Annotated in this window: 27 protein-coding genes; 11 read left to right on the plus strand and 16 right to left on the minus strand. The window is 66.2% G+C overall.

Annotated features, from left to right (window positions below):
• Positions 1 to 120: 120 nt before the first annotated feature.
• The 4 genes from ACSQ22_RS13390 (at position 121) to ACSQ22_RS13405 (ending at position 4,180) form a co-directional block, all read left to right on the plus strand.
• Complete coding sequence (locus ACSQ22_RS13390; RefSeq protein WP_436130674.1) at positions 121 to 1,035, plus strand: AAA family ATPase; 915 nt, start codon at positions 121 to 123, stop codon at positions 1,033 to 1,035.
• Positions 1,028 to 2,260 carry a vWA domain-containing protein gene (locus ACSQ22_RS13395; RefSeq protein ID WP_436130594.1) on the plus strand — a complete coding sequence of 411 codons (1,233 nt, stop codon included), beginning with the start codon at positions 1,028 to 1,030 and terminating at the stop codon, positions 2,258 to 2,260. Before ACSQ22_RS13390 ends, ACSQ22_RS13395 begins: the two co-directional genes overlap by 8 nt.
• Positions 2,261 to 2,299: 39 nt before the next feature.
• The gene (locus tag ACSQ22_RS13400) at positions 2,300 to 2,926 is read left to right on the plus strand and encodes a CoxG family protein (protein ID WP_121419345.1); all 627 of its coding nucleotides are present in this window, start codon (positions 2,300 to 2,302) and stop codon (positions 2,924 to 2,926) included.
• A gap of 165 nt (positions 2,927 to 3,091) precedes the next feature.
• Positions 3,092 to 4,180, plus strand: coding sequence for an XdhC family protein (locus ACSQ22_RS13405; RefSeq protein ID WP_436130595.1), 1,089 nt, complete (start codon positions 3,092 to 3,094; stop codon positions 4,178 to 4,180).
• A gap of 2 nt (positions 4,181 to 4,182) precedes the next feature.
• Here the strand turns inward: ACSQ22_RS13405 and ACSQ22_RS13410 are convergent, their stop codons facing one another.
• The 8 genes from ACSQ22_RS13410 to ACSQ22_RS13445 all read right to left on the minus strand — a co-directional run bounded on the left by ACSQ22_RS13410 (position 4,183) and on the right by ACSQ22_RS13445 (position 9,805).
• Entirely contained in the window at positions 4,183 to 4,692 is a 510-nt protein-coding gene (locus ACSQ22_RS13410; protein ID WP_436130596.1) for a low molecular weight protein-tyrosine-phosphatase, read from the minus strand.
• A 20-nt stretch (positions 4,693 to 4,712) separates the two neighbouring features.
• Positions 4,713 to 5,402 (minus strand): glutathione S-transferase family protein, encoded by a 690-nt coding sequence (locus tag ACSQ22_RS13415; protein ID WP_436130597.1) that lies wholly within the window; start codon positions 5,400 to 5,402, stop codon positions 4,713 to 4,715.
• A 136-nt stretch (positions 5,403 to 5,538) separates the two neighbouring features.
• Positions 5,539 to 5,709, minus strand: coding sequence for a hypothetical protein (locus ACSQ22_RS13420; RefSeq protein ID WP_162995995.1), 171 nt, complete (start codon positions 5,707 to 5,709; stop codon positions 5,539 to 5,541).
• A 94-nt stretch (positions 5,710 to 5,803) separates the two neighbouring features.
• Entirely contained in the window at positions 5,804 to 6,715 is a 912-nt protein-coding gene (locus ACSQ22_RS13425) for a transglutaminase-like domain-containing protein (protein ID WP_436130675.1), read from the minus strand.
• Positions 6,716 to 6,989: 274 nt separating this feature from the next.
• Positions 6,990 to 7,592 (minus strand): histidine phosphatase family protein, encoded by a 603-nt coding sequence (locus ACSQ22_RS13430; RefSeq protein WP_426306911.1) that lies wholly within the window; start codon positions 7,590 to 7,592, stop codon positions 6,990 to 6,992.
• On the minus strand, positions 7,570 to 8,538 hold the full coding sequence (locus ACSQ22_RS13435; RefSeq protein WP_436130598.1) for an MBL fold metallo-hydrolase: 969 nt from the start codon (positions 8,536 to 8,538) through the stop codon (positions 7,570 to 7,572). Before ACSQ22_RS13435 ends, ACSQ22_RS13430 begins: the two co-directional genes overlap by 23 nt.
• 126 nt (positions 8,539 to 8,664) lie before the next feature.
• Complete coding sequence (locus tag ACSQ22_RS13440; RefSeq protein WP_436130599.1) at positions 8,665 to 9,033, minus strand: hypothetical protein; 369 nt, start codon at positions 9,031 to 9,033, stop codon at positions 8,665 to 8,667.
• A gap of 19 nt (positions 9,034 to 9,052) precedes the next feature.
• Positions 9,053 to 9,805, minus strand: coding sequence for an IclR family transcriptional regulator (locus tag ACSQ22_RS13445; RefSeq protein WP_055396268.1), 753 nt, complete (start codon positions 9,803 to 9,805; stop codon positions 9,053 to 9,055).
• 90 nt (positions 9,806 to 9,895) lie between these two features.
• Between ACSQ22_RS13445 and ACSQ22_RS13450 the strand changes: the two genes are divergently transcribed.
• The 7 genes from ACSQ22_RS13450 (at position 9,896) to ACSQ22_RS13480 (ending at position 16,554) form a co-directional block, all read left to right on the plus strand.
• A complete protein-coding gene (locus tag ACSQ22_RS13450; protein WP_436130600.1) occupies positions 9,896 to 10,744 on the plus strand; it encodes an SDR family oxidoreductase in 849 nt (282 codons plus the stop codon).
• Positions 10,741 to 12,075 carry a flavin-containing monooxygenase gene (locus ACSQ22_RS13455; protein ID WP_436130601.1) on the plus strand — a complete coding sequence of 445 codons (1,335 nt, stop codon included), beginning with the start codon at positions 10,741 to 10,743 and terminating at the stop codon, positions 12,073 to 12,075. The genes ACSQ22_RS13450 and ACSQ22_RS13455 overlap by 4 nt, the downstream gene beginning before the upstream one ends.
• Before the next feature lie 181 nt (positions 12,076 to 12,256).
• Complete coding sequence (locus ACSQ22_RS13460) at positions 12,257 to 13,192, plus strand: bile acid:sodium symporter family protein (protein ID WP_218299143.1); 936 nt, start codon at positions 12,257 to 12,259, stop codon at positions 13,190 to 13,192.
• Positions 13,189 to 14,196: an NAD-dependent epimerase/dehydratase family protein gene (locus ACSQ22_RS13465; protein ID WP_436130602.1), complete on the plus strand. Its 1,008-nt coding sequence runs from the start codon at positions 13,189 to 13,191 to the stop codon at positions 14,194 to 14,196. The genes ACSQ22_RS13460 and ACSQ22_RS13465 overlap by 4 nt, the downstream gene beginning before the upstream one ends.
• Positions 14,193 to 15,128 carry an EamA family transporter gene (locus tag ACSQ22_RS13470; protein ID WP_436130603.1) on the plus strand — a complete coding sequence of 312 codons (936 nt, stop codon included), beginning with the start codon at positions 14,193 to 14,195 and terminating at the stop codon, positions 15,126 to 15,128. Before ACSQ22_RS13465 ends, ACSQ22_RS13470 begins: the two co-directional genes overlap by 4 nt.
• 60 nt (positions 15,129 to 15,188) lie before the next feature.
• The gene (locus ACSQ22_RS13475) at positions 15,189 to 15,815 is read left to right on the plus strand and encodes an ABC transporter ATP-binding protein (protein WP_436130604.1); all 627 of its coding nucleotides are present in this window, start codon (positions 15,189 to 15,191) and stop codon (positions 15,813 to 15,815) included.
• 97 nt (positions 15,816 to 15,912) lie between these two features.
• Positions 15,913 to 16,554, plus strand: a complete 642-nt coding sequence (locus ACSQ22_RS13480) for a LysE family translocator (RefSeq protein WP_055396280.1) — start codon at positions 15,913 to 15,915, stop codon at positions 16,552 to 16,554.
• A 24-nt stretch (positions 16,555 to 16,578) separates the two neighbouring features.
• Here the strand turns inward: ACSQ22_RS13480 and ACSQ22_RS13485 are convergent, their stop codons facing one another.
• Genes ACSQ22_RS13485 through ACSQ22_RS13520 form a run of 8 tightly spaced genes read right to left on the minus strand, consistent with a single transcriptional unit; the run spans position 16,579 to position 22,427 of the window.
• Entirely contained in the window at positions 16,579 to 17,406 is an 828-nt protein-coding gene (locus tag ACSQ22_RS13485) for a LytR/AlgR family response regulator transcription factor (protein ID WP_055396282.1), read from the minus strand.
• A complete protein-coding gene (locus tag ACSQ22_RS13490; RefSeq protein WP_436130605.1) occupies positions 17,403 to 18,491 on the minus strand; it encodes a sensor histidine kinase in 1,089 nt (362 codons plus the stop codon). The genes ACSQ22_RS13485 and ACSQ22_RS13490 overlap by 4 nt, the downstream gene beginning before the upstream one ends.
• Positions 18,488 to 18,814 carry a 2TM domain-containing protein gene (locus ACSQ22_RS13495; protein WP_436130606.1) on the minus strand — a complete coding sequence of 109 codons (327 nt, stop codon included), beginning with the start codon at positions 18,812 to 18,814 and terminating at the stop codon, positions 18,488 to 18,490. Before ACSQ22_RS13495 ends, ACSQ22_RS13490 begins: the two co-directional genes overlap by 4 nt.
• Before the next feature lie 55 nt (positions 18,815 to 18,869).
• Positions 18,870 to 19,913, minus strand: a complete 1,044-nt coding sequence (locus ACSQ22_RS13500; protein ID WP_436130607.1) for an alpha/beta hydrolase — start codon at positions 19,911 to 19,913, stop codon at positions 18,870 to 18,872.
• Between the two features lie 27 nt (positions 19,914 to 19,940).
• Positions 19,941 to 21,005: an alpha/beta hydrolase family protein gene (locus tag ACSQ22_RS13505; protein ID WP_436130676.1), complete on the minus strand. Its 1,065-nt coding sequence runs from the start codon at positions 21,003 to 21,005 to the stop codon at positions 19,941 to 19,943.
• A 43-nt stretch (positions 21,006 to 21,048) separates the two neighbouring features.
• Entirely contained in the window at positions 21,049 to 21,339 is a 291-nt protein-coding gene (locus ACSQ22_RS13510; protein WP_436130608.1) for a 2TM domain-containing protein, read from the minus strand.
• Between the two features lie 58 nt (positions 21,340 to 21,397).
• The gene (locus tag ACSQ22_RS13515; protein WP_142144400.1) at positions 21,398 to 21,970 is read right to left on the minus strand and encodes a DUF6622 family protein; all 573 of its coding nucleotides are present in this window, start codon (positions 21,968 to 21,970) and stop codon (positions 21,398 to 21,400) included.
• A gap of 46 nt (positions 21,971 to 22,016) precedes the next feature.
• On the minus strand, positions 22,017 to 22,427 hold the full coding sequence (locus ACSQ22_RS13520) for a DUF2306 domain-containing protein (protein ID WP_121419366.1): 411 nt from the start codon (positions 22,425 to 22,427) through the stop codon (positions 22,017 to 22,019).
• Positions 22,428 to 22,615: the final 188 nt, after the last annotated feature.

Below are 22,615 nucleotides of genomic sequence, written 5' to 3' on the forward strand. Positions count from 1 at the left end.
CCGCGCCCTGCATACTGCATCCAGGGGCGGGTGTTTGAATGAAATTGGCCTCTGGCGCTTTTCTATCAAGCGCTATTAGCTATAGAAACTATAGTAATGAACGTTTCCCCTCCCGTGCCCATGACTGCGCCTGCGCTGTCCTCCATCGACGCCCTGGTGTCGGCCTTGCAGGGCGTGGGCTATTTTGCCGACCGGCGGCTGGCCACGGCCGTGTTCCTGGCGCTCAAGCTGCAACGCCCGCTGCTGCTGGAGGGAGAGCCCGGCGTGGGAAAGACGGCGCTGGCCCAGGCGCTTGCCAAGGTGCTGGAACGCAGCCTGATCCGTCTGCAGTGCTACGACGGCCTGGAGCAGCGCGAGGCCCTGTACGAATGGAACTACGCGGCCCAGCTCTTGCACATGCGCGCAGCGGAAGGCAAAGGCAGCGCCGACATGGCGCAGGTAGAGCGCGAGGTCTACCAGGACCGCTACCTCATCCGACGCCCTTTGCTGCAGGCGCTGCAGGCGCCAGAACCCGGCGCCGTGCTACTGATCGACGAAGTGGACCGTGCCGACGAGCCCTTTGAGGCGTTTTTGCTCGAATACCTGGGCGAGTACCAGGTGAGCATTCCCGAGATCGGCACCGTGCGCGCCACGGCCACGCCGGTCACCATCCTCACCAGCAACCGCACGCGGGATCTGCACGACGCCGTCAAACGCCGCTGCTTGTACCACTGGCTGGACTACCCCGAGCGCGAGCGCGAACTGGCCATCGTGCGTACGCAGGTGCCGGACGCCAGCGCGGCTTTGGCCACCCAGGTGGCGGATTTTGTGGGCCGCCTGCGCAGCCAGCCGTTTGCCAACGCTTTTCAGCGCGCGCCGGGCATAGCCGAGAGCGTGGAGTGGGCCAAGGCGCTGGTCGCGCTCGACACCATCGTGGTGGACCCCGAAGTGGTGTCCGACACCGCAGGCATCTTGTTCAAGCAGCGCGAGGACGTGGCTGCGCTCACGCGCGACATGGCGGCGCAGTTGCTGCAACCCGCTGAGGCCGATGCCTGAGGGCTCAACCGTGGTAGAGGTCAAAACGATCTCCCAGCTGGGCGATGCCCGCACGGGCAAGCTCGCCGACAACCTGAGCGGTTTTGGCCGCACCCTGCGCCGCGCCGGTGTGCGCGTGGACGCCGCCCGCATGGCGCTGGCCCAGCAGGCGGTGATGCTGGTGGGCCTGCGGCGCGAGGATTTCAGTGCCGCACTGGAGGCCGTGCTGGTCAGTCGCGAGCAGGACCGTTTGATCTTCCGCGAGTTGTTCGACGCGTACTTTCGCAACCCCAACGTGGCGCAAAAGCTGCTGGCGCAGATGCTGCCCAGCGCTGAGTCCAAGGCCGAGCCCGCCAAACGCAGCCCGCGCGTGAGCGAGGCGCTCGCCCCCGTGCGTGCCGCCCGCAACACCCCCCCGTCGCGCGAGGACGAGAAAATCGATTTCGACGCCGCCATGACGGCCAGTGACCTGCAGCGCCTGCGGCAGGCCGACTTCAACCAGCTCTCGGCCAGCGAATACCTGCTGGTGGAGCGCCTGGCGCGCGAGGTGCCCTTGCCCCTGCCGCGCTACGCCGCCCGCCGCACCCGCCCCGGTGGGCGCGGCAGCCGCCCGCACTGGCCCGGCGCCATGCACCACGCGGCCCGCAACGGGGGCGAGGTGCTGCGCATCCCGCTGCTGCAGCGGCGCCAGCAACCGCTGCCGCTGCTGGTGCTGGTGGATGTGTCGGGCTCCATGGAGCGCTATGCGCGGCTGCTGCTGGCGTTTTTGCATGCCGCCACGGCACCGCGCCACACCGGCGATGCCGTGCGCCGCGACGTGTTTGCGTTTGGCACCGGGCTGACCGATCTCACGCCAGCATATCGCCTGGCCGATACCGACGCGATGCTGCAGGTGGCCAGCCATTCCATCAATGATTTTGCGGGGGGCACCCGCATGGGCGACAGCCTGGCCCAGCTGCGTTTGCAGCATGCCCGGAGGCTGGTGGGGCGGCGCACCCTCGTGCTGCTGATCAGCGACGGGCTGGACACCGGCACGCCCGAGGTGCTGGCGCAGGAACTGGGCTGGCTGCGCCGCCATTGCGGACGCCTGCTGTGGCTCAACCCCTTGCTGCGTTTTGAAGGCTATGCACCCACGGCACGCGGCGCCTCCGAACTGCACCGCCAGGCCCACGGCATGGTGGCCGTGCACAACCTGAGCCGCTTGCAGGATCTGGCGGCCAGCCTGGCGGCCGTGCTGCGGCAGTGACCGATTTCAGAGATAACCAGACAACACAAGGAACCCACCATGGAAATGCAAGCCAGCCGCACCCTTGCCGTGAGCCAGCAGCAGGCCTGGGAGGCACTCAACGATCCTGAGGTGCTCAAGCTGTGCATCCCCGGCTGCGACAAGGTCGAGGCGACCGGTGAGAACCAATACGCGGTCGCCATGGCGCTCAAGATCGGCCCCGTGTCGGCCAAGTTTGCGGGCAAGATCACGCTGTCGGACATCGTGCCACCAGAGAGCTACACCATCGCCTTCGACGGATCGGGTGGTGTGGCGGGTTTTGGCAAGGGCAATGCGCAGGTCAAACTGGTGCCTTTGCCCGCGGATGCCGCTGGGCAGGAAAGCTGCGAGCTGCACTACACCGTGCATGCCACGGTGGGCGGCAAGATCGCTCAGCTGGGACAGCGGCTCATCGACGGCGCGGCCAAGAGCATGGCAGAGGATTTTTTCAAGCGCTTTGACAACGAAATGCAAAGCCGCCATCCGCGCGCGCCGGCAGACGATGGTGCGGCATCCTCCGAAGCGCCCACCGAGCCTGGGGCACTGGCGGCGTCGGCGGGGGAGGATATTCCCCCCAGCGGCATTCCGGTTTGGGTGTGGGTGGTGGGCGCGGCGGCGCTGGTGCTGATAGCCTGGGCAATCAATTGACTCCTCCTGAGCCGCTTCGCGTCTTCCCCCTGAGGGGGACGCCTCGGGTGGCCCGGCAAAGCCGGATCCACGGTGGCGCTGGCCTGGGCGCCGCGCGGCTTCAGACGCAGCGGACGTAGATGGGAATATCTGAATAAGCGGTAGAAATGAATTGGTGACGGAACGATGGAAAACCTGGATGTGATGGTGTTGCGCACGCTGCAGGGCTGGCGGGCCGTCGGGCGGCGGGCGTTGCTGGCGACGGTGGTGCGCACGTGGGGCTCTTCACCCCGGCCGGTGGGCTCCATCATGGCGCTGTGCGAAGACGGTTCGGTGGTGGGGTCTGTGTCGGGCGGGTGCATTGAGGACGATCTGATTGACCGCCATACGCGGGCCTACGCGCAGGGCGCGCCCACGGCGAATTCGGTTGGAGACAAGGATCACAGCATTCCCAGCGGCCCGCCGACGTTTGTGAAATACGGCGTCACTGCCGACGAGGCGCACCGCTTCGGTTTGCCCTGTGGCGGAACGCTGGAGCTGCTGCTGGAGTACGACCCGGCCCCGGAAAGCCTGGCAACACTGATCACCGCGCTGGAGGCTGGGCGCCTGATGCAGCGCAGCGTGCGCTTGGTCGACGGCGCGGTCACGTTGACGCCTGCGGCAGCGCCCACCGAGCTGGTGGTGGATGCTGAGCGGCTTATCAACACCTTTGGCCCCGAGTACCGCATGCTGCTGATCGGCGCAGGCCAGCTGGCGGAATACCTGGCCACCATGGCGCTGTTCAACGGGTTTGCGGTCACGGTGTGCGACCCGCGCGAGGAATACCGGGGCAGCTGGAACGTGCCCGCTGCCACGGTAGTGAGTGACATGCCCGACGATGTGGTGCTGGCCTTCAAGCCCGACCGGCGCAGTTGTGTGGTGGCCCTCACGCACGACCCCAAGCTCGACGACCTGGCGCTGCTGGAGGCGCTGAATACCGACGCGTTTTATGTGGGCGGCATCGGCTCGCGCCGCAACAACGAGGCGCGCCGTGCCCGCATGATCGAACACTTCGACCAGACCGAGGAGAGCCTGGCGCGCCTGCGCGGGCCGATCGGCATCTACATCGGCAGCAAGACACCACCCGAGATTGCGGTGAGCGTGATGGCCGAAATTTTGGCCGTCAAAAACGGTGTCACCCTGCCGCGCGACATGGAAGTGGCCCAGGCCAAGAATGACCGGGAGCTGGCGCACAACGACCCCGGTGCGCTGGTGTGTGGGGTGCGCGCCGCGTAGTGCTAAAGCGGCCTGGACCGCAGCTGCAACTGCTGCCGCACGTGGTGCAGCAGGCCATCACAGGCGTCTTCCACCAGGTCCAGCACCTCCTCAAAACCAGCGGCCCCGCCGTAGTACGGATCGGGCACCACGGGGCTGTCGAACCGTTGGCAGAACTCTGCCATACGGCGCAACTTGCGGGCGTGTTCGGGTGGGCAAAGGTCTTGCGCAAGGGCCAGGTTGTCCCAGTCCATCGCCAGAACCAGATCGTGGCGTTCAAAGTCGTTGGCCAGCATCTGCCGAGCGCGCAGATTCGACAGGTCGTAGCCCCGTTGCGCCGCATGGCGTTGCGTCCGCTCGTCCGGTGCCTTGCCGGGGTGGTAGTTGTGGGTGCCTGCCGAGTCCACACGCACCTGGCTGGCCAAACCACTGTGAACCACCTTGTGCCGGAACACGCCGTGGGCCGTGGGGCTGCGGCAGATGTTGCCCATGCACACAAAAAGCACCGAGTAGGTAGCGACGCGGTCAGGCATCTCTGTGATCCCGACGATGTTCAGGCGGACATCACCACCGGGCCACCCTTGGCAATGCCGCGCTGGTACGCGGGGCGGGCCTCCATGCGCTGCTTGTAGGCCAGAAGGTTTGGGCACGCACCGGACTTGCTGGCGCGTGAGAGGGCGGCCTCCACCGCAAAGCTCATCTGAAAATCGGCCATGGTGAGGTGCTCGCCCGCAAACCAGCGGTGCGTGCCCAGGTGCTGCTCCATGAAGTCGAGCGCGGTGTTCACATTGGGGTCGATCAATTTCTCCTGCACCGTGCCGCACAGTGCCTTGGCGATGGGCTTGACGAAGAACGGCATGGGCTGGGTGGGGATGGTCATGAACACCAGCTTCATCACCAGCCAGTTCATGAGCGAGCCTTCGGCGTAGTGCATCCAGAAGCGGCACTGGCGGTACTCTGGCGTGCGCGGCGCCGGTTGCAGGTGGGCCAGGTCGCCGCCCGCCTGGGCTCCGTAGGTTTCCACCAGGTATTCGATGATCGCGCCCGACTCGGCGATGACCTCTTTGCCGTCGGTGATCACCGGTGATTTGCCCAGCGGATGGATCTTCTTGAGTTCGGGCGGGGCCAGCTTGGTGGCCTTGTCGCGCTGGTAGATTTTCAGCTCGTAGGGAACACCCAGTTCTTCGAGCAGCCAGAGAACGCGCTGCGAGCGCGAGGTTTCGAGGTGGTGGACGGTGATCATGGGTGAATATTGGCACAGGTTGCCGGAGCAAGGCGCCACCGGCCGGGTGGTGTGAAAGCCCCAGAAAGCAAAAAGCCCTCTGGCGAGGGCTTTCTTGCAAGGAACCAACCGCAGTCGGCCCGTGGCGATCTGGCGATCAACCGCCCTTCTTGGAGCGCTTGCCAGGGTTCTTCTTGCTGCGGGTTGCCACACCGCGTTCCAGGCTCACGCGCTGGCCACGGCCGGGAGTGGCCAGGGTGTAGCCGGGCACGGGCGTAGGGCGGGGAGTGCGCTTGCGGTCTGCTTCGGTGACGATCTTGTTGCCCATGGTAGGTCTCTGAGTTGGTGGAAAAAGGGGAGATTTTAGGCCACAGCCGGGTTGCCGGGCTTTCAAAGGTGTTTGGCAGGTGTTTTGTGGGTGCTCAGGCCGCCACAAAACCTGCGGCCACACCCGCCGCCACACCCGCCGCCACACCTGCGCCGTGGTCGGTGGACAGCGCTTGTGTGCAGTGGCGGGGCAACTCAAAACCCCGCGCGGCATCCTGAATGGCCATCGTACGGATCACGGGGGGCTTGGCCCACACGCCACCGAAGATGGTGGCAAAGGCCACATCTGCCGCATCCCTCCCCACACCAAACCGCAGCAGGCCCATGGGGATCGCCGTGCCAGACGGGTCAAAGATGTACCAGCGGTCGCCCAGATACACCTCCACATAGGCATGAAAGTCGGGGGGGCCCAGGGCCGGGTCAGCGCCGTAGTCGGTTCCGGTGGTGAAACGGGCCGGGATGTTGATGGCGCGGCACAAGGCAATCATGAGGTGGGCGAAGTCACGGCACACGCCCACCTGCTCCACCAGCGTGTCCACCGCAGAGGTGTTGGAGTTGGAGGTGTTGGAGGTGAACGCCACGTGCCGCTGCACCCAGTCGCAGATCGCCTGCACGCGGCTGTGCCCTTGCCACAGCGCACCAAACTCGTTCGTCGCCAGGCGCAGCAGCCGGTCGGACTGGCAATACCGGCTGGGGTAGATGTAGCCCATTACCTCTTGCGGCAGGCGCCTCACCGGTACTTCTGCCAATTGGGAGGGGTCGATGCGGTAGTGGTTGATATCGACCGTGGCTGAATACGACAGCTCGAGCGTGCCGGGCTCGCCATGCAGCCGCAGGTAGCGGTTGCCCGTGGCTGGATCCGTATGAATGTGGTGGGCAATGGGCTGGTTGATGACCAGGCGCTCTGCGCTTACCGACTGGTTGGGTGTCTGCGCCGCGTGAATGTTGAAGACGAAATCGGCACCATGCTGGTCCACCTCGTAGCACAGATCAATCTGCAGCTCCATGCGTACGCGGTCATGGCTTGGCTGGTCTGCAGGGACTGTGCCGACTTGCTGGGCGGGGTAGGGGGCAGGCCAGGTGGCAGCGTTGCGGGTATTTGACTGCGGGGGAGGGCTTTGGGTGTTTGCCATGGGCATGTCCTTCGTGCACCGCGTTCCGGGGCATCCGGCACAGCAGCGTGGCTTGAGGATAGTCCTTTCCCCCGCGCTCGATGTAGGCGAACGACCCGCCGCCATGCCCGCCCGCTACCCATTCGCGGGAAGCCGCCAGGTCACCCCGTCAGGCGGGTATGGAAAGACGCGCCAGGACCTCGACGTTGCCACTGCGATCTGCCCGGAGAATCAGCCCCTCGCCCGAGCTGGTGTTGGTATTTGCCAGGTCGGACAGCACAAACATGTGGGTGAACCACACTTCGAAACGACCGGGCTGGGACGACGCTGTGGCCAGCGCTGTACGCAGTTCACGCAGGTGGGCTGCACCGGTGGTCTCCGGGCTACCCCGGGGCGACCCGAGTGCCGCCCAGACCTGCGGCGTACCAAAGGCGAGGGTGGCACTGTCCACGCAGCGACACCAGGGGCTTGATAAAACCTTGCCAGGTTGGAGTTGGCGCTGCTGAAACCACGCCCCCACGCTGCGTGCCTGTGCGCGGCCTTCTTCGCTCAGATTGCGCTGGGTGCTGCAGTCACCCAGGCGGAATCCTGGGGGGTCAAACGTGCCGGGGGCCAGCGAGTGGCGGAAGGCTGCCACCACCCCGCCCTTGCGCAACAAGGCTTCGGCATCCGCGTCTTGCGCCGCCCAGCCGCGCAGGCTGGCCAAGGCCAGCCCGGCGCCCAGCACCGCACGGCGGGCAATGCGGGGCTCAGGCGGCAGGCTGGAAGGCATAGCCATTGCCAGAAGCCTCCATGCGGCCAAACGCAGGGAACGGGAAGTGGAAGCCGCCCAGCATGGCATTGCTGGCGGTGATGCGCTGGAACACATCGCGCCGCACCTTGCGCGCAGCCTCGGCGTCCATGTCAAAGGTCACAGCCCAGTCGGGATTGCGTGCGAACAGTGCAGGCACATTGGTCAGGTCTGCCACGTAGAAGAACTTCTGGCCCGACGAGGTCAGCTCGAACAGCGTATGGCCCGGCGTGTGGCCATAGGCCGCCACAGACTTGATGCCCGGCGCCACTTCCGCATCGGCCGCAAACTGCACCAGCGTGTCTGCGGGCATGGTGGCAAAGGTGCGGCGCACGTTATCGAATGCACCCTTCATGCCAGCGGGCGCAGCGGCCATGCGGGCGTCGTCCATCCAGAACGCGTGTTCGGCGGCGGGCACCATCACCTTGGCCTTGGGGAAAACCAACTCACCGGCCTTGTTGCGGATGCCGTTGATGTGGTCGCCGTGGTAGTGGCTGATCAGCACGGTGTCGATGTCGGCTGCCTGCATGCCCGCCGCGCGCAGGCTGTCGAGCAGCTTGCCGGTGGTGGCGCCACCAAACTCGCCCAAGCCGGTGTCGATGAGGATCTTGCGCGCGCCTGCCACCACCAGAAAGGGGGTGTAGGGCACGTCGATGTAGTCGGTGGGCAGTCCTTGCGATGCCAGCAGCGCACGTACCTCGGTCAGCGGCGCGTTCTTCACAAATTCCTCTCCCAGCGGGCGGCGCGTGATGCCATCGTTCAGCGCAATCACCTCCACATCGCCCACCTTCATGCGGCGAAAGCCGGGGCTGGGCAAGGTGGGGGTTCCGAAGTTGGGCGCGTTCTGGGCCCACACGGGGACAAACGAGCCCGCTGCGTAAACGGTGGTGGCCAGGCTTGCACCCAGGAAGTGGCGGCGTGACAGCATGAAACTCTCCGGTCTTGAGTTGAACTGATGAGTCGCAACTGTAGCGATGCCGGAGAGATTGCCGCTTGCGGACGCGCTAACCTGTTCGCAACGTGGGGCTTTTGCTGGTAATTGGGGCTATGGAGGCTATTCGATCGCGAAGGCGTCGCGCAACGCACCGCAAAAGTCAGCATTTCCGCTGATTGTCAAGGTGATCGTGGTCCGGGGTGGGGCGGGGTTGCCTGGCGCCGCACGCAGCTGCCCGGCGGAGTCATCAAACGTCAGCACCAGCGGTGTGCTGACCTCCTGCACGCCCTGCAGGTCGTAGTGCCATATGCCCCCATCTTCCGACGGGCCACAGGCATCGGGCCAATGCTGGTGCGCCCAGACGAGCACGGCGCTGATCTCGGTCTGCAATGCGGGAATCTGCGCGGGCTGCACGCTCGCCATGGCGTCAAACGTACCTACGCCGTCCGCGTCTTCGCTGTAGTCAAAATCCAGGTAGTTCAGGTTCATGGTGTCCGTTAAAGAGATGTCATGTCCAGGTACGGCCCAGCGCCTGGGCGGCTTCGCCCAGGCGGGTCACCTGCTGTAGCGCCTGCGCCAGCGGCATGCGTGCCGCCGGTGCTTGCAGGGCCACGGCGCAGCGTACCTGCCGCCGCCCGCTGCCCAGCACAGGCACAGCCACACAAACGAGACCGTCCACAAACTCTTCGGCATCTGTGGCGTAACCCTGCCGCAGGATCTGCTCCAGCTCGGCCTCTAGGGCGGTGCGGTCGGTCAAAGTGGTGGCCGTGTGGCGGGTCAGCGGCAGTCCGTCCAGGATCGCCGCCCGGCGCGCGGCCGACAGGTGGGCCAGAAACAGCTTGCCGCTGGCCGAGCAGTGGATGGGCACACGCGTGCCGGGCCGCAGCTCCATGCGCAGCGGAAAGGCCGACTCCACGCGGTCCAGGTAGATCACCTCGGCGCCGCTGAGCGCCGTGAGGTTGCAGCTCTCGCCAATATCGGCCACCAGCTGGCGCAGCACCGCATGGCGCACGCCATGCTGGGTGCCCGCGCTGAGCGTGCTTTCGGCCAGGCGCAGCAGGCGGGGTGCGGGGGTGTAGCGGCGCCCATCGGGCTCGCGCGCCAGCAGGCCACCGCTTTCGAGCTGGCCCAGCATGCGGTGCACGCTGGGTTTGGGCCAGCCTGTGGCCTCGATGGCGTCCGCCAGGCTGAACGGGCGACCATGGGCGCACATGATTTCCAGCAGTTCAAACAGGCGCAGGCTGGGGGATGAGTTGGTCATAAATCCCGGAATTCGAGACGAATCCATAAAACATTTCGGGATTATTGAGCATTGTGGCTAAGCTGCAAACCAACATTTCACGGGGTGCTCATGGCGGCGACTTTTCAGAACGCGGTACTCACAGGCGCTTGTGGTGGCCTGGGCCAGGCCCTGGCGCGGGAGCTGATCGGCCAGGGCGCCGCCGTGGCGCTGGTGGGGCTTCACTTGCCCACGTTGCAGGCACTGGCTGCGCTGGCGCCTGGGCGCTGCGCGGTGTACGCGCCCGATGTGTCCGACAGCACCGCGATGCAGGCCATGGCGGCCGACTGGATGGCGCGCTCGGGCGCGGTGCCCGACCTCGTCATTGCCAACGCGGGCGTGGCAGGCGGCTTTGACACTGCCGAAGCCGACGACCTCGCGGTGCTGCGCCGCATGCTGGAGATCAACCTGCTGGGCGCGGCCACCACCTTTCAGCCGTTTGTGAAAGCCATGCGCGCGCAGCGGCGCGGCGCACTGGTGGGCGTGGCCAGCATTGCGGGCTGGCGCGGCATGCCGGGCAACGGCGCCTATTGCGCGAGCAAGGGCGGGCTCATCCGCTACCTGGAGAGCCTGCGTGCCGAGCTGCGCGGCGAATCCATTGTGGTCAGCACGGTGAGCCCTGGCTACCTTCGCACCGCGCTCACGGCGGGCAATCGTTTTGCCATGCCGGGCCTGATGGAGCCCGAAGCCGCAGCCCGGGACCTGCTGGCGGGCGTCGCGCAAGGTCGTACCCACATCGTGCTGCCCGCGCGCATCGGCTGGCTGGCCCGCTTGCTGAACCTGTTGCCCGACGCCCTGCACGACCGCCTGCTGTTGGGCCAGCCGCGCAAGCCGCGCGTGGGCGAGGCGGGGGCCACGGCCATTCCGGGCCTGCCGTTGCCTGCGGAGACACCGATACACAACGAAAGCAAAAACGCATGACAACGGAGACAACACCCACTGTGGCAGACACCCGCTCCCAGATCGCTTTGATAGGCGCCGGACCCAGTGGCCTGGCGGCTGCGCGCAACCTGCAAAAGCTGGGGGTGCCCTTCCAGGGCTTTGAAGCACACAGCGACGTGGGCGGCCTGTGGAACATCGAGAACCCGCGCAGCACGGTCTACGAATCGGCACACCTCATCTCCAGCAAACACACCACAGAATTCACCGAGTTCCCCATGCGACCCGAGGTGGCCGACTACCCCAGCCACCGCGAGATGCGGCAGTACTTCATGGACTTTGCCGAGCACTTTGGCCTGCGTCCCTGCTACTGGTTTGGCACCCGCGTCTTGAAGGTGGAACCCGTGGGCGAGGGCGCAGCGCCGCTGTGGCGCGTCACCTGGAGCCAGCACGGCGGACCCGCGCAGACCGCAGAGTTCAAGGGCGTGGTGATTGCCAATGGCACGCTGGCCGAGCCCAACATGCCGCGCTTTGAAGGCCAGTTTGATGGCGAACTGCTGCACACCAGCGCCTACAAAAGCGCCGAGTTGTTCAAGGGCAAACGCGTGTTGGTGGTGGGCGCGGGCAACTCGGGCTGCGACATAGCCGTGGATGCGGTGCATTACGCGCGCAGCGTGGATCTGTCGGTGCGGCGCGGCTACTACTTTGTGCCCAAATACGTGTTCGGCCAGCCCGCCGACACGCTGGGGGGCAAGTTCAAGATGCCGCCCTGGCTCAAGCAGAAGATCGACAGCGTGGTGCTGCAGTGGTTCACCGGCGACCCGGCGCGGTTTGGCCTGCCCAAGCCAGACTACAAGATGTACGAATCGCACCCCGTGGTGAACTCGCTGGTGCTGCACCACCTGGGCCACGGCGACATCCATGTGAAGCCCGATATTGCACGCCTGCAGGGCCACACCGTGTTCTTCAAGGACGGTAGCGCGCAAGACTACGACCTGGTGCTCTGCGCCACCGGCTACAAGCTGCACTACCCTTTCATCGACCACGGCCTGCTCAACTGGAACGGCATGGCGCCGCAGTTGTACCTCAACATCCTGTCCCCGCGCTTCGACAATCTGGCGGTGATGGGGATGATCGAGGCCAGCGGCATCGGCTGGCAGGGCCGTTACGAGCAAGCGGAGCTGGTAGCGCGCTTTTTCAAGGCGCAGTCTGAAGGATCACCGCGCGCCGAGGCCCTGCGCCAGGCCAAGGCCGGGCCTCCACCCGATCTGTCGGGTGGCTTCAAGTACCTGAAGCTCGAACGCATGGCGTACTACGTGCACAAGGACACCTACCGCAACGCGGTGCGGGCAGCGGCCGCTGCCCTGGCATGAAAGCCCCCCTGAGGCGCTGCGCGCCTTCCCCCCGCTCTCGCAGCGCTGCGCACTGCGGGCAAGGGGACGACGCCCTCGCTGCGGGGCGGCCCTTGCTCGGCGTCCCGCGCTGTCGCTGCGACAGTCTCGTGCGTTGCGCGTTGCGCAATACGCGGTGAAGAACTGAACTCAAAGGTTATCTATGCTGCCCGTCGACGAAATACGCCTCAACTTCAACCCTGCATCGCTCGTGGCGCTCAATGTAGTGCTGGGTTTTCTCATGTTCGGCATCGCGCTCGATACGCGCGTGGCCGACTTCAAGCGCGTGCTGCGCATGCCCGGTGCCATGGCGGTGGGCATTGCGGCGCAGTTCATCGTGCTGCCTGCCGTGACCTTTGTGCTCACGCTGCTGCTCCAGCCCGGCCCCAGCATTGCGCTGGGCATGATCCTGGTGGCCTGCTGCCCGCCGGGCAATGTGAGCAACATCCTCACGCACCGCGCAGGCGGCAATGTGGCGCTGTCGGTGTCGATGACGGCGATCTCCAACGCGCTCGCGATTGTGCTTATGCCGCTCAACTTCGCGTTCTGGGGCGGTTTGCACCCCACGGCGGCACCGTTATTGCGCAGCATTGCGCTCGACCCGCTGGAGATGGCGGGGCACATCGTCGCCATCATCGGGCTGCCGTTTGCGCTGGGCATTCTGTGTGCGGAGAAGCTGCCGCGTTTCACGCAGCGGGTGAACAAGCCCGTGCGCATCCTCAGCTTTGTGTGCCTGATCGGTTTCATCGTCGGGGCTGTGGCGGGCAACTGGCGCTACTTCCTCGACTACGTGGGGCTGGTGCTGCTGGCCGTGGTGTTGCATGACGCACTGGCCTTTGGCACCGGCTATGCCTGCGCGCGGCTCAGCGGCTTGTCGGACTACGACCGGCGCGCGGTGAGCATTGAGGTGGGCATCCGCAACGCGGGCCTGGGCCTGGTGCTGATCTTCAGTTTTTTTGGAGGCCTGGGGGGCATGGCTGTGGTGGCGGGTGTCTGGGGCTTCTGGGACATCATTGCCGGCCTGGCGCTGGCGGGATGGTGGGGCCGCAGACCTGCGGTGGTGCCGCTGGGGGCTTCGGCCAAGGAGCACGGTGCATGACGGCTTCTTCATTGGCAACGCGCCGCATCCTGGTGACCGGGGCCGACGGTTTTCTGGGCCGGGGTGTAGTGGCCGCCCTTGCGCGCGAGGGTGTGCACACGCTGGTGGCGGCCGATGTGCGCGAGGTGCCTGCCGAGCGCCGCCTGCCTGGCGTGATCTATCTGGTGCAGGACGTGCGTGACCCCGCGCTGGCGCAGACGCTCGCCGACCATGCCATCGACAGCGTGGTGCACCTGGCCTCCATCGTCACGCCGGGCAAAGGATCCAAACGCGAATTCGAATACTCCGTGGATGTGCTGGGCAGCCAGAATGTGCTCAACGCCTGCGTGGCCACGGGGGTGAAACATATTGTGGTCAGCTCCAGCGGCGCGGCCTATGGTTACCACGTCGACAACCCGGCCTGGCTGCGGGAGACCGATGCGCTGCGCGGCAATGAGGTTTTTGCCTATGCCCACCACAAGCGGCTGGTGGAAGAGATGCTGGCGCAGTACCGCGCGGACCACCCCGCGCTGGCGCAGACGGTGCTGCGCATCGGCACCATCCTGGGCGAGCGGGTGGACAACCAGATCACCGCGCTGTTCGACAAACGCCGCCTGCTGGCCATCCGTGGCAGCGAGAGCCCGTTTGTTTTCATCTGGGACGAGGACGTGACCGGCGCCATCCTGCATGCGTTGCGCACGCAGCGCGCTGGCTGTTTCAACCTGGCGGGCGATGGTGCGCTGCCGCTGCGCGAGATCGCCCGGCGCCTGGGTAAACCGGTGCTGGAGTTGCCTGCGGGCCTGCTGCGTGCCGCGCTGGCGGTGGGCTCCGCGCTGGGCCTGAGCCGCTACGGGCCAGAGCAGCTGGATTTTCTGCGTTACCGCCCCGTGCTGCTCAATGCCGCGCTCAAGGAGGTGCTGGGCTACGTGCCTGGCAAGACCAGCGCTGAGGCGTTCGAAGCCTTCGTGGCTGCCCGGGCGCGCCAAGGGCGGCCGGTGGCTGCGGCTGCGGCGGTGGCTGCATGACGGCGCTGGCACTGAGCCGTGGCGACTTGCTGCGCGCGCTGGCCGTGGTGGTCATCTGGGGGCTGAACTTTGTGGTGATGAAGCTGGGCTTGCAGGGGCTCAGCCCCATGCTGCTGGGTGCCCTGCGTTTCACTGCGGCATCCTTGCCGTTTCTGCTGTTCGTGCCCCGCCCATCGATGCCCTGGCGCTTTGTGGTGGGCTACGGGCTGGCGCAGGGGCTGGGGCAGTTCGGCTTTCTGTTCCTAGGTCTGCAGCTGGGCATGACGGCGGGCATGGCCTCGGTGGTCATGCAGACGCAGGCGTTTTTTACGCTGCTGCTGGCTGCACCGCTGCTGGGTGAGCGCGCCAAACCCTGGCAGTGGTGGGGTCTGCTGCTGGCGTTTGGCGGGCTCATGACCATTGGTCTTGCCCATGGAGAAGGGCCCGGGCAGATGACGCTGGCCGGTTTTGTGCTCACCCTCGGCGCGGCCTTCATGTGGGCGGTGTCCAACCTGGTGGCACGCCGCGCTGCGCAGGCAGGGACTTACGCGCCGTTTCCGTTCATCGTGTGGAGCAGCGTGGTGCCAATCGTTCCGTTCTTTGCGCTGGCGGTGTGGACCGAAGGCACCAGCGGTGTCGTGGCGCAATTGCAGGCGGTGGACGGCAGGGCCTTGCTCGCAGTGCTTTACCTCGCATTGCTGGCCACCTTGCTGGCCTACACGCTGTGGACGCAGCTGCTGCAACGCCACGCGGCCGGGCGGGTGACGCCGTTTTCGCTGCTGGTGCCGGTGGTGGGGCTTTGGGCTGCCTACTTCTTTTTGGGCGAAACGCCCTTGCCGCTGCAGTGGGCGGGCGCAGCCGCTGTGTTGTGTGGCCTGGTGGTCAACCAGACCGGCGGCTGGTTGTGGGCACGGTGGCGGCGCAAAGCCGAGACCCACTCGACCGCTCTCTAGAATCCTGGACCGGCGCAGGCTTGTACGGAATGTCCTGCGCAACAAACCCAAGGAAGCAGGATGTCTGAGAACGTGGTGTTGCAGGTGGAGGGGCTGTGTTTTGCCTATCCCGAATGTGGGGTGCTCAACCAGTGGTCGGTGGCGCTGCCTGCAGGCCTGGCGCTGGTGCGTGGCGACGAAAGCAGTGGCAAGACCACGCTGCTGCGCCTGCTGGCGGGTGAACTCACGGCGCAGGCCGGGCGCATCACGCTGCAGGGTGTGCGCCTGGGCGACACGCCCAAGGCCTTTGCGCAAATGGTGTTCTGGGTTGATCCCCGTGCTGGCGACCTGGACAAACTCACCGCCCGTGGCTGGCTGGACAGCCTGCCCGCGCACTACCCGCTGTGGGATGCCGCAGCGCTGGCCACGCACATTGAAGGCTTCACGCTGCACGAGCATCTGGACAAGCCGTTCTATGCGCTGTCCACCGGCAGCAAACGCAAGGTGCTCATGGCCGGGGCGCTGGCCTCGGGCGCGCCGCTGACCTTGATCGACGAGCCTGTGGGCGGGCTGGACAAGCCGTCGGCCACCTACCTGGGCCGCGCCCTGGCGCAGGTGGCGGGCCAGCCCGGGCGGGTGGTGGTCGTGGCGCACTACGAGGCTTTGCCCAGCGTGCCCTGGGGCACGGTGGTGGAACTGAACGGTTGAGTGGTGTCCGGGGCACCGAGCGCCTGCGCCTTCCGCCCCCGCTTTTTTTGGACTGGGCCGCTATCGGGTGTTTTCCCGTTCTCTGAAGGACTGTTCCATGGACGCGCTTCTTTTTGCCCCGGTGGCGGTTGCCATTGCCCTCACGCCTGGCCCCAACAATTTCTGTGGCCTCAACAACGGCATTCGCGCGGGGATTGGTGCGGCCATGGTGGCGACGCTGGGGAGGGTGGCTGCGTTCGCGATTTTCCTGACGGTGTCTGCGGTGGGCCTGGGGGCCATGCTGCTGGCGTCCGAGGCGGCCTTCACGGCCGTGAAGTGGGTAGGCGCCTGCTACCTGTTCTGGCTGGGCTGGCGCGCGTGGCGCAGCCGTGAGTTCAGCGGGCTGGATGTGGTGGATGGCGCAGACGGAGGTGCGGTCAAAGCGGGCGGTGCACCGGTGCGCCTGCAGTCGCTCATCGCGCAGGAGTTCTTGCTGGGCATCACCAATCCCAAGGCCATCATCCTGTTTGCAGCGGTCTTTCCGCAGTTCATCGACCCCGGCCAGCCGGCCCTGCGCCAGTTTGTGGTGCTGGGGGCGGTGTACCTGGGGGCTGAGTTTGTCTCCACGGCGGTTTATGCGGCGGGGGGGCGGCAGATCCGCCGGTTTATCCGCACCTCGCGGGGTGTGGTGCGTCTCAACAAGGCCACCGGCGGGTTCTTCATGGGGGCGGGTGGCCTGCTGCTGGCCACCAATCGGTAAACACGTTCTAAGAACCCTCGGGGACTACATCGCCTTGAAAAGGTGCGCGTAAAGGCGGCTCACGGGCAGCTTCTCGGTCCGGCCCGCCAGCTCCAGATGCAGCTTGCCCGCCTCGTCGCGCGTCACCGTGGTGATGGCGCTGGCGCGCACCAGGGTGCTGCGATGGATCTGCCAGAACACCTGCGTATCAAGCTGGCTCGTCAGCTCCTTGAGCGGCGTGCGGATCAGGTACTCGCGCGCCGCAGTCAGCACCCGCACGTATTTGTCGGCCGCTTCAAAGTACAGCACGTCGGCCACCGGCACCATGTGGATCTGGCTGCCGCTGCTGGCCTGGATGAGGGTGAGGGGGGCGGTGCTGCTTGGTGCCGCTGCAGCGGATGGCGAGGCAATGCCGGGCGCTGCCAGCAGGTGGCGCAGCTGCTCCATGGTTGCTTCTAAATTGATAGCTGGTTGCGCTTTATTCATAAGCGCTAGCTGCAGTTTTTGCACTGTTTTTTGCAGCCGGGCCGCCTGCACGGGCTTGAGCAGGTAGTCCACAGCCTGGGCTTCAAACGCTTGCACGGCGTACTGGTCGTAGGCCGTCACGAATACGAGTGCGGGAAACGGTTTGTCGTCGGGCCAGGCGTCGGCCAGTTCCACGGCGGCATCCAGCCCGCTCTGGCCCGGCATGCGGATGTCAAAGAAGAGCACGTCGGGGAGCAGGGCCAGCGCCTGCCTGACGGCCGACAGGCCGTCGCCCACGGTCGCGGCGATCTGCAGCGCGGGCCAGGCGCGGGCCAGCTCCTGCTGCAGTGCGGCAGCCAGCAGGTGTTCATCCTCGGCAATCAGGGCGCGGGGGGCGGGCTGGTTCATGGGTTGGGAGCGGATTTCAAAGGAAAAACGACGCTAGCGCTTGTCCCTCCTGCGCTAGCAGCTATCAAATCAAGAGTGCCTGATGCGCCGTGCAAGGTGGCCAGGCGTTCGCGCACCTGGGTCAGGCCAAAGCTCTGGCCGGGGCCCGGCGTGGGCAGGGTGCCGGGCAGGCCCACGCCGGTGTCGTTGACCTCGATCACCAGCAGCGGGCCGTTGGCGCCCGGGCGCGTGCTGGCACGCACGGTGATGTGGCCGCCTTCCACCCGGGGCTCCAGGCCGTGGCGGATGGCGTTTTCCACCAGGGGCTGCAGCAGCAGTGGCGGCACGGGCACATCCCGCAGTGCCTCGGGCAGGTCCAGCGTGTAGGCCATGCGCGGGCCCATGCGCACCGCCATCAGCTCCAGGTAGTCGCGCAGGCGGTCAAACTCGTTGGACAGCGGGTGCTGGGTGCTGCGCGACGCGGTGAGCGTGGCGCGCAGGTAGGCAATCATGCGGTCCAGCATCTCCTGCGCACGCGCGGGGTCTGTGCCGATCAGCACGCGCAGGTTGGCCAGCGTGTTGAACAGCATATGCGGTTCGAGCTGGGTTTCCAGCAGCTTCAGGCGCGCCTCGCTCGCGTGCATGCGCGCCTCGGCCATCTTGTCTTCCAGATACGCCGATTTGTGGATGGCGTAGAAGTAGTAGCTGCCCACCAGCCCGGCAATGGCCGTGATGAGAATGGATGTGCGCTGATCAGACCCGGTAGTGGACGTGCCCGGTGGGTAGAAGTGAAAGTAGTACACGCACAAGGCGTTGGCCAGTGCCGTGCCTGCCACATACCCCACAACGATGCCCCCCGCCACCAGCGCCATGCCCTGCCACCCATGCGGCCAGCCCGTTTCGGCGGCAGACGGTATCAATTCGCGCCCCAGGTCGATCACGGCCCAGGTGAAGGTGCCGATCAGTATCGAATACACCACCGGCGGCCCGTAGGGCTTGTCGGGCATGAAGGCATATTGGATAGTCGCAACGACCAGGGTGAAGGCGAGCACCTGAAGGAAGTGCCGCAGCTTGCTGATGCCGTTGAAGGGGCGTCGCAGCATCATGGCCGGTGCTGCTCTTGCTGCTCTTGCTGCTTTTGGGCTTGTTCGCGCTGCAGGGCTTCGCGCTCGCGCTGCACCATGCGTTCGCGCAGGCCGTTGCCGTTGCCCAGCAGGAACACCGACACCCCGTGCAGCACCAGCCCCAGGCCCCAGCCCAGCAGTGGATAGATCGACCAGGGGCGCGTACCGAACGCGTAGCGCGACATGGCAAAGAGCAGCGCGTTGACCAGCACGAACGCCACGGCGTGCACGTACCAACCCAGCTTGGCGCTGGCGCGCCGGCGGGCCAGCGTTTCGATTTCTTCGGGGCTAAGAGGGGAGGTCATGGCGGGGCGGTCGGGGGTGAAAAGCTCGGGGCGCTGCAGGGATTCTAGGGGCGGGCTAGGCCGGGCAGGCGTGGCGCGCCACCGTGGCCACAGCCTGGGCGTCCAGCGTCAGCCCCATGTGGTTCACGCCGGGCACCAGGGTCACGGGCACAGGCTTGCCCGCCTGGGCAAACAGGTCGGCAAAGCGGTCGGCGTAAAAAAGCTCATCGTCCTGCCCGGCCACGATGCAGACCGTGCCCCGGGCATTGCGGATGTCGGCCTGGTAGTCGTCGTGGGGGCGGAAGTTGGTGGCCACCGTGTACGAATAGCGGGGCGTGAGCAGCTCGCGGGCTACGTCGTTGAGGGCAAAGCTCAGCACTGGCAGGTGGTTCCACCGGGTGATGCCGATCTGATTGAGCAGCGTGATGGCAACCATGCGGGGCAGTCCCACCGACACCCAGCCGCCGCTGTCAGGCCGCGATGTGGGGGCGTTGTGGTGCAAAAAAGGCGAAAGCAGCACATAGCGGTCGAACAGGTCCTGCCGCGCGCTGCCCGCAAAACGCAGCGCAAACCCGCCGCCTGCCGAAAATCCCATCAGCGTTTGCGGGCCAGCGTGCGGCACGGCGCGCAGAAAGTCCTCGATGTCGTCTTCCATCTGGCCGATGTACGCGGCCTGGCCCCTGGGGCCGGACGCGCCGTGACCCCGAATGTCCAGGGAAGCCACGGCATAGCCCTCAGCCGCCAGCGCCTGTGCCAGCACGTGGTTGGACTGCCCGCGTGCGGAAGACCCATGCACCAATACCACCCGGCGCTGTGGTGTGGCTGCTGTTGCCGGACTGGGGCTGTAGCCATGCCACGCCAGTGAAGTGCCGTCGCGCGCTGTGTAGCGCTGGGCTGGTGGAACACCGCCGTAGTCCACGCCCTTGAACGGATTGTTGATGCTGGACAGTGGCGGGATGTCGTGGGGGCCACCCCAGGCGATGGCGGCAGCAAGTCCGGCAAGCCCCAGTGTCAGCAGGGCTGCAGCGATGAACAAGGGGTACCGGCTGCGGGGCCGCAATCTGGAGGTTTGCGTCATGGTGGCGAGCAGGCCAAGGGTGGCGGCAGAGATGAGGAGCATGGGGGCGTGTGACGCAGGATGGCCGCGTTAGGGCACTGGTTGAAAGGGGTGCAAGGGTTGCAGGTGCTGGGCGAAGAACGCCACGATGCGTGCATCCACCTCGGGCAGCACCTTGCGGTCAAAGCCGGGCGGGTCGCCCAGCAGCGCGGTCTGCACGTCGCTCAGCAGGTGCAGCGGTGGCATGGGCGACAGCATGGCGCCGTGGCTGGCGTCCGGCAGGTGGGCTACGTGGGTGCAGCGGTCCTGGCAGGCCGTGAGCACGGCGTCACTGTGAAAGCGCGGCACCTGGTTCACATCCATGCCCGCAGTCACCAGCCCCAGCGCGATGCTCGGGGTGGCAAGGGTGGCCATGTCAAAGTCGGCTGCAAAGGGCACGCTGGCCACGGCGGCTTGTATGCGGGAGTCCTGGTGTGTGTAGGCGGTGTCATCGCCAAAGCGGTGCCGTATCACGGCCAGTGCAAACCACTTCTTCAGGCCATCCAGCAGGTTGCCGTGCAAACGGGTGATGAACCCGACGCAGGAGGAAAAATCATCGGCAATATGGGCCTCGCAGTGCTGGCGAAAGCGCGCGGGCGACCACGCGCCGCCCGCCAGCGTCAACGCCGTATGGCCACCGGCGGAACCACCAAAGACCCCTACCTTGTCCAGTGTGAGCAACGGGGCCAGGCGGTTGTCCTGTGCCACGGCGTCGATGGCGCGGGAGACCTCGGCGGGGCGGCGCTTCCAGCTCTCGGGGCCGGGGGTGGAAGGGTCTTTGGAGTTGTCTCCCGCATGTTCGGGCAATGCCACGACAAAACCTGCGGTCACCATTGCACGTGCCAGATCGGTGTGGACCCACGGATTGCCGCCCGAACCGTGTGTAATGACGATCAGGCGGCCGTTGCCCCGCACGGGGCTGCCCTGCCAGGCCAGCTGCAGCTGGAAGGGGCCGCGCTGCACGGGTTCGTCGGCACTGCTGCTGGGGTAGAACACCGTGACGGGGCCATCCCCCAGCAAGCCGGGCAATTCCATCAGCCCCGTACCCGCCTGGGAGGCGGTGGCCGCACCCCATGTCGCGAGTGTCAGCAGGGTCAGGGTCAGTCGTCGGAGCATCTTCATGGGATTTCTTTCGTGCGGAAGGCGGGTGTAGGCGGGTTCAAGGACGTTGCCCCTGCTGCGCCAGACGGTCGCGTTCGGCCTGCACCATGCGCTCATGCAGCCCGCCGCCAGCAATCAGGAACACCACCGCCCCATGCACCACCAGGCCGATGCCCCATCCCAGCGCGGGGTACACCGCCCAGTGCCGCCCGCTGGCGGCCGACAGGGTGATCAGCAACAGGTTGACCAGCAGATAGACGCCGGCGTGCATGTACCAGCCGAGTTTGGCCCCGGCGCGCTTGCGGGCCAGGCGTTCCATGGGATCTTGGGTGGGGTGGATGTAGTGCATGGTGATGTCTCCAGACAAGGTGAGTCAGTTCGATGGGAGGGCAGGGTTCTGGCCGGGCTCAGGCGCCCACGGGGGATGCGCCGTAGACCACGCTTTGCTGCGCCAGGCGCCACATCCGCAGGGCCCGGGCGGCGAACAGGCCGTTGAACACCCCATAAAGGGCCGAGATCTGCAGCGCGAAGGTGCCGTCCCGTGCCAGGGTGGGTTGCATGGCCAGCTCCACCCCTACGAAATACTTGGTCAGGAAGATGCCGACGATCAGCGCGAGCGGCATGGCGCTGCCCGGAATGTAAAAACTGCGCGAAGAGGCGCTGTAGAGCGTGCCGGTGGGCGCCGTGGGCTGGAACCACAGGGCCAGCGCCGTGGTCGCCGTGGCGGCTGCCAGCCAGAGACCCACTGCCTGTACGCCGGAGGAGGCCGAACCGCCGAATGCCGACAGCAGTCCTGCCACCGAGAAGGCGGCCATGCCCAGCGGCATGAGCTGGGTTCGCAGCAGGCTGGCGCTGCGGTCGCGCAGCTGGCTGGCTCCCAGCCCCACCAGGCCGGCCAGCATGCCCCAAACCCAATAGGGGGTGTGACTGATGACCTGGAGCATTGCTTGGGGTTGGTGAACAATCAAATTGAGCAGCATGGGGATCTCCTGAATGGAAAGGGTGGATGGAGAGGGAACGGCAGGGTCAGATCACGCCCAGTGCCGACCAGAGCGAATGGCCGAGAAAGCGATCAGGCAGCAGAGTGAAGCCACCGGCCACCACGCAGGCGCCGATGTAGACGCGCTGCATCGTCTTGCGATGCCCGTCGATGTTGCGCCGGGCCAGGAAGACAAAAGACAGCACCAGCATCCCCAGCGTGACCGGTATCAGCAGGTGGATCAGCCCGAAGCTGCCCCATCGCGGGCCCGGGCCCCCACTGATGAAAATGGCCGACACGGCTGTGGCCACCATCAGGGTTACCCAGGCATACCCGGCGGCGCGGTGCAGGCGCGGGCGTTGGGTGGCACCCTTGCGGGCCCACAGGGCGATGGGGCCGATGGCGGTCGCGGCGAGCGCTGCGGCGAGGTGGATGGCGATGACGGGGGTGAGTTGCATGGTGTGGCTCCGGGCTCGTTCTTCAATGGAGCGGACTGTGCCGACACCGCCCCGTCGCTGCCAGCGGCTTGCGACGAAATGCGCCAGGGCCGCCGCGAAATGCAGGAGCGCGGCGTGACTTGCGGGGCATTTTTGGTGGTCGGCCCGTTGGTGGATGTGCCTTCCCTACGAATTGCTTTGACCCCAAG

It is taken from the genome of Acidovorax sp. LjRoot38, from assembly GCF_964252975.1.
GTDB lineage: Bacteria > Pseudomonadota > Gammaproteobacteria > Burkholderiales > Burkholderiaceae_C > Acidovorax > Acidovorax facilis.

Coding starts and splice junctions, on each gene's coding strand:
- ACSQ22_RS13390 (WP_436130674.1), top strand. CDS start 121: ATGACTGCGCCTGCGCTGTCCTCCATCGACGCCCTGGTGTCGGCCTTG.
- ACSQ22_RS13395 (WP_436130594.1), top strand. CDS start 1,028: ATGCCTGAGGGCTCAACCGTGGTAGAGGTCAAAACGATCTCCCAGCTG.
- ACSQ22_RS13400 (WP_121419345.1), top strand. CDS start 2,300: ATGGAAATGCAAGCCAGCCGCACCCTTGCCGTGAGCCAGCAGCAGGCC.
- ACSQ22_RS13405 (WP_436130595.1), top strand. CDS start 3,092: ATGGAAAACCTGGATGTGATGGTGTTGCGCACGCTGCAGGGCTGGCGG.
- ACSQ22_RS13410 (WP_436130596.1), bottom strand. CDS start 4,692: ATGCCTGACCGCGTCGCTACCTACTCGGTGCTTTTTGTGTGCATGGGC.
- ACSQ22_RS13415 (WP_436130597.1), bottom strand. CDS start 5,402: ATGATCACCGTCCACCACCTCGAAACCTCGCGCTCGCAGCGCGTTCTC.
- ACSQ22_RS13420 (WP_162995995.1), bottom strand. CDS start 5,709: ATGGGCAACAAGATCGTCACCGAAGCAGACCGCAAGCGCACTCCCCGC.
- ACSQ22_RS13425 (WP_436130675.1), bottom strand. CDS start 6,715: ATGGAGCTGCAGATTGATCTGTGCTACGAGGTGGACCAGCATGGTGCC.
- ACSQ22_RS13430 (WP_426306911.1), bottom strand. CDS start 7,592: ATGCCTTCCAGCCTGCCGCCTGAGCCCCGCATTGCCCGCCGTGCGGTG.
- ACSQ22_RS13435 (WP_436130598.1), bottom strand. CDS start 8,538: ATGCTGTCACGCCGCCACTTCCTGGGTGCAAGCCTGGCCACCACCGTT.
- ACSQ22_RS13440 (WP_436130599.1), bottom strand. CDS start 9,033: ATGAACCTGAACTACCTGGATTTTGACTACAGCGAAGACGCGGACGGC.
- ACSQ22_RS13445 (WP_055396268.1), bottom strand. CDS start 9,805: ATGACCAACTCATCCCCCAGCCTGCGCCTGTTTGAACTGCTGGAAATC.
- ACSQ22_RS13450 (WP_436130600.1), top strand. CDS start 9,896: ATGGCGGCGACTTTTCAGAACGCGGTACTCACAGGCGCTTGTGGTGGC.
- ACSQ22_RS13455 (WP_436130601.1), top strand. CDS start 10,741: ATGACAACGGAGACAACACCCACTGTGGCAGACACCCGCTCCCAGATC.
- ACSQ22_RS13460 (WP_218299143.1), top strand. CDS start 12,257: ATGCTGCCCGTCGACGAAATACGCCTCAACTTCAACCCTGCATCGCTC.
- ACSQ22_RS13465 (WP_436130602.1), top strand. CDS start 13,189: ATGACGGCTTCTTCATTGGCAACGCGCCGCATCCTGGTGACCGGGGCC.
- ACSQ22_RS13470 (WP_436130603.1), top strand. CDS start 14,193: ATGACGGCGCTGGCACTGAGCCGTGGCGACTTGCTGCGCGCGCTGGCC.
- ACSQ22_RS13475 (WP_436130604.1), top strand. CDS start 15,189: ATGTCTGAGAACGTGGTGTTGCAGGTGGAGGGGCTGTGTTTTGCCTAT.
- ACSQ22_RS13480 (WP_055396280.1), top strand. CDS start 15,913: ATGGACGCGCTTCTTTTTGCCCCGGTGGCGGTTGCCATTGCCCTCACG.
- ACSQ22_RS13485 (WP_055396282.1), bottom strand. CDS start 17,406: ATGAACCAGCCCGCCCCCCGCGCCCTGATTGCCGAGGATGAACACCTG.
- ACSQ22_RS13490 (WP_436130605.1), bottom strand. CDS start 18,491: ATGATGCTGCGACGCCCCTTCAACGGCATCAGCAAGCTGCGGCACTTC.
- ACSQ22_RS13495 (WP_436130606.1), bottom strand. CDS start 18,814: ATGACCTCCCCTCTTAGCCCCGAAGAAATCGAAACGCTGGCCCGCCGG.
- ACSQ22_RS13500 (WP_436130607.1), bottom strand. CDS start 19,913: ATGCTCCTCATCTCTGCCGCCACCCTTGGCCTGCTCGCCACCATGACG.
- ACSQ22_RS13505 (WP_436130676.1), bottom strand. CDS start 21,005: ATGCTCCGACGACTGACCCTGACCCTGCTGACACTCGCGACATGGGGT.
- ACSQ22_RS13510 (WP_436130608.1), bottom strand. CDS start 21,339: ATGCACTACATCCACCCCACCCAAGATCCCATGGAACGCCTGGCCCGC.
- ACSQ22_RS13515 (WP_142144400.1), bottom strand. CDS start 21,970: ATGCTGCTCAATTTGATTGTTCACCAACCCCAAGCAATGCTCCAGGTC.
- ACSQ22_RS13520 (WP_121419366.1), bottom strand. CDS start 22,427: ATGCAACTCACCCCCGTCATCGCCATCCACCTCGCCGCAGCGCTCGCC.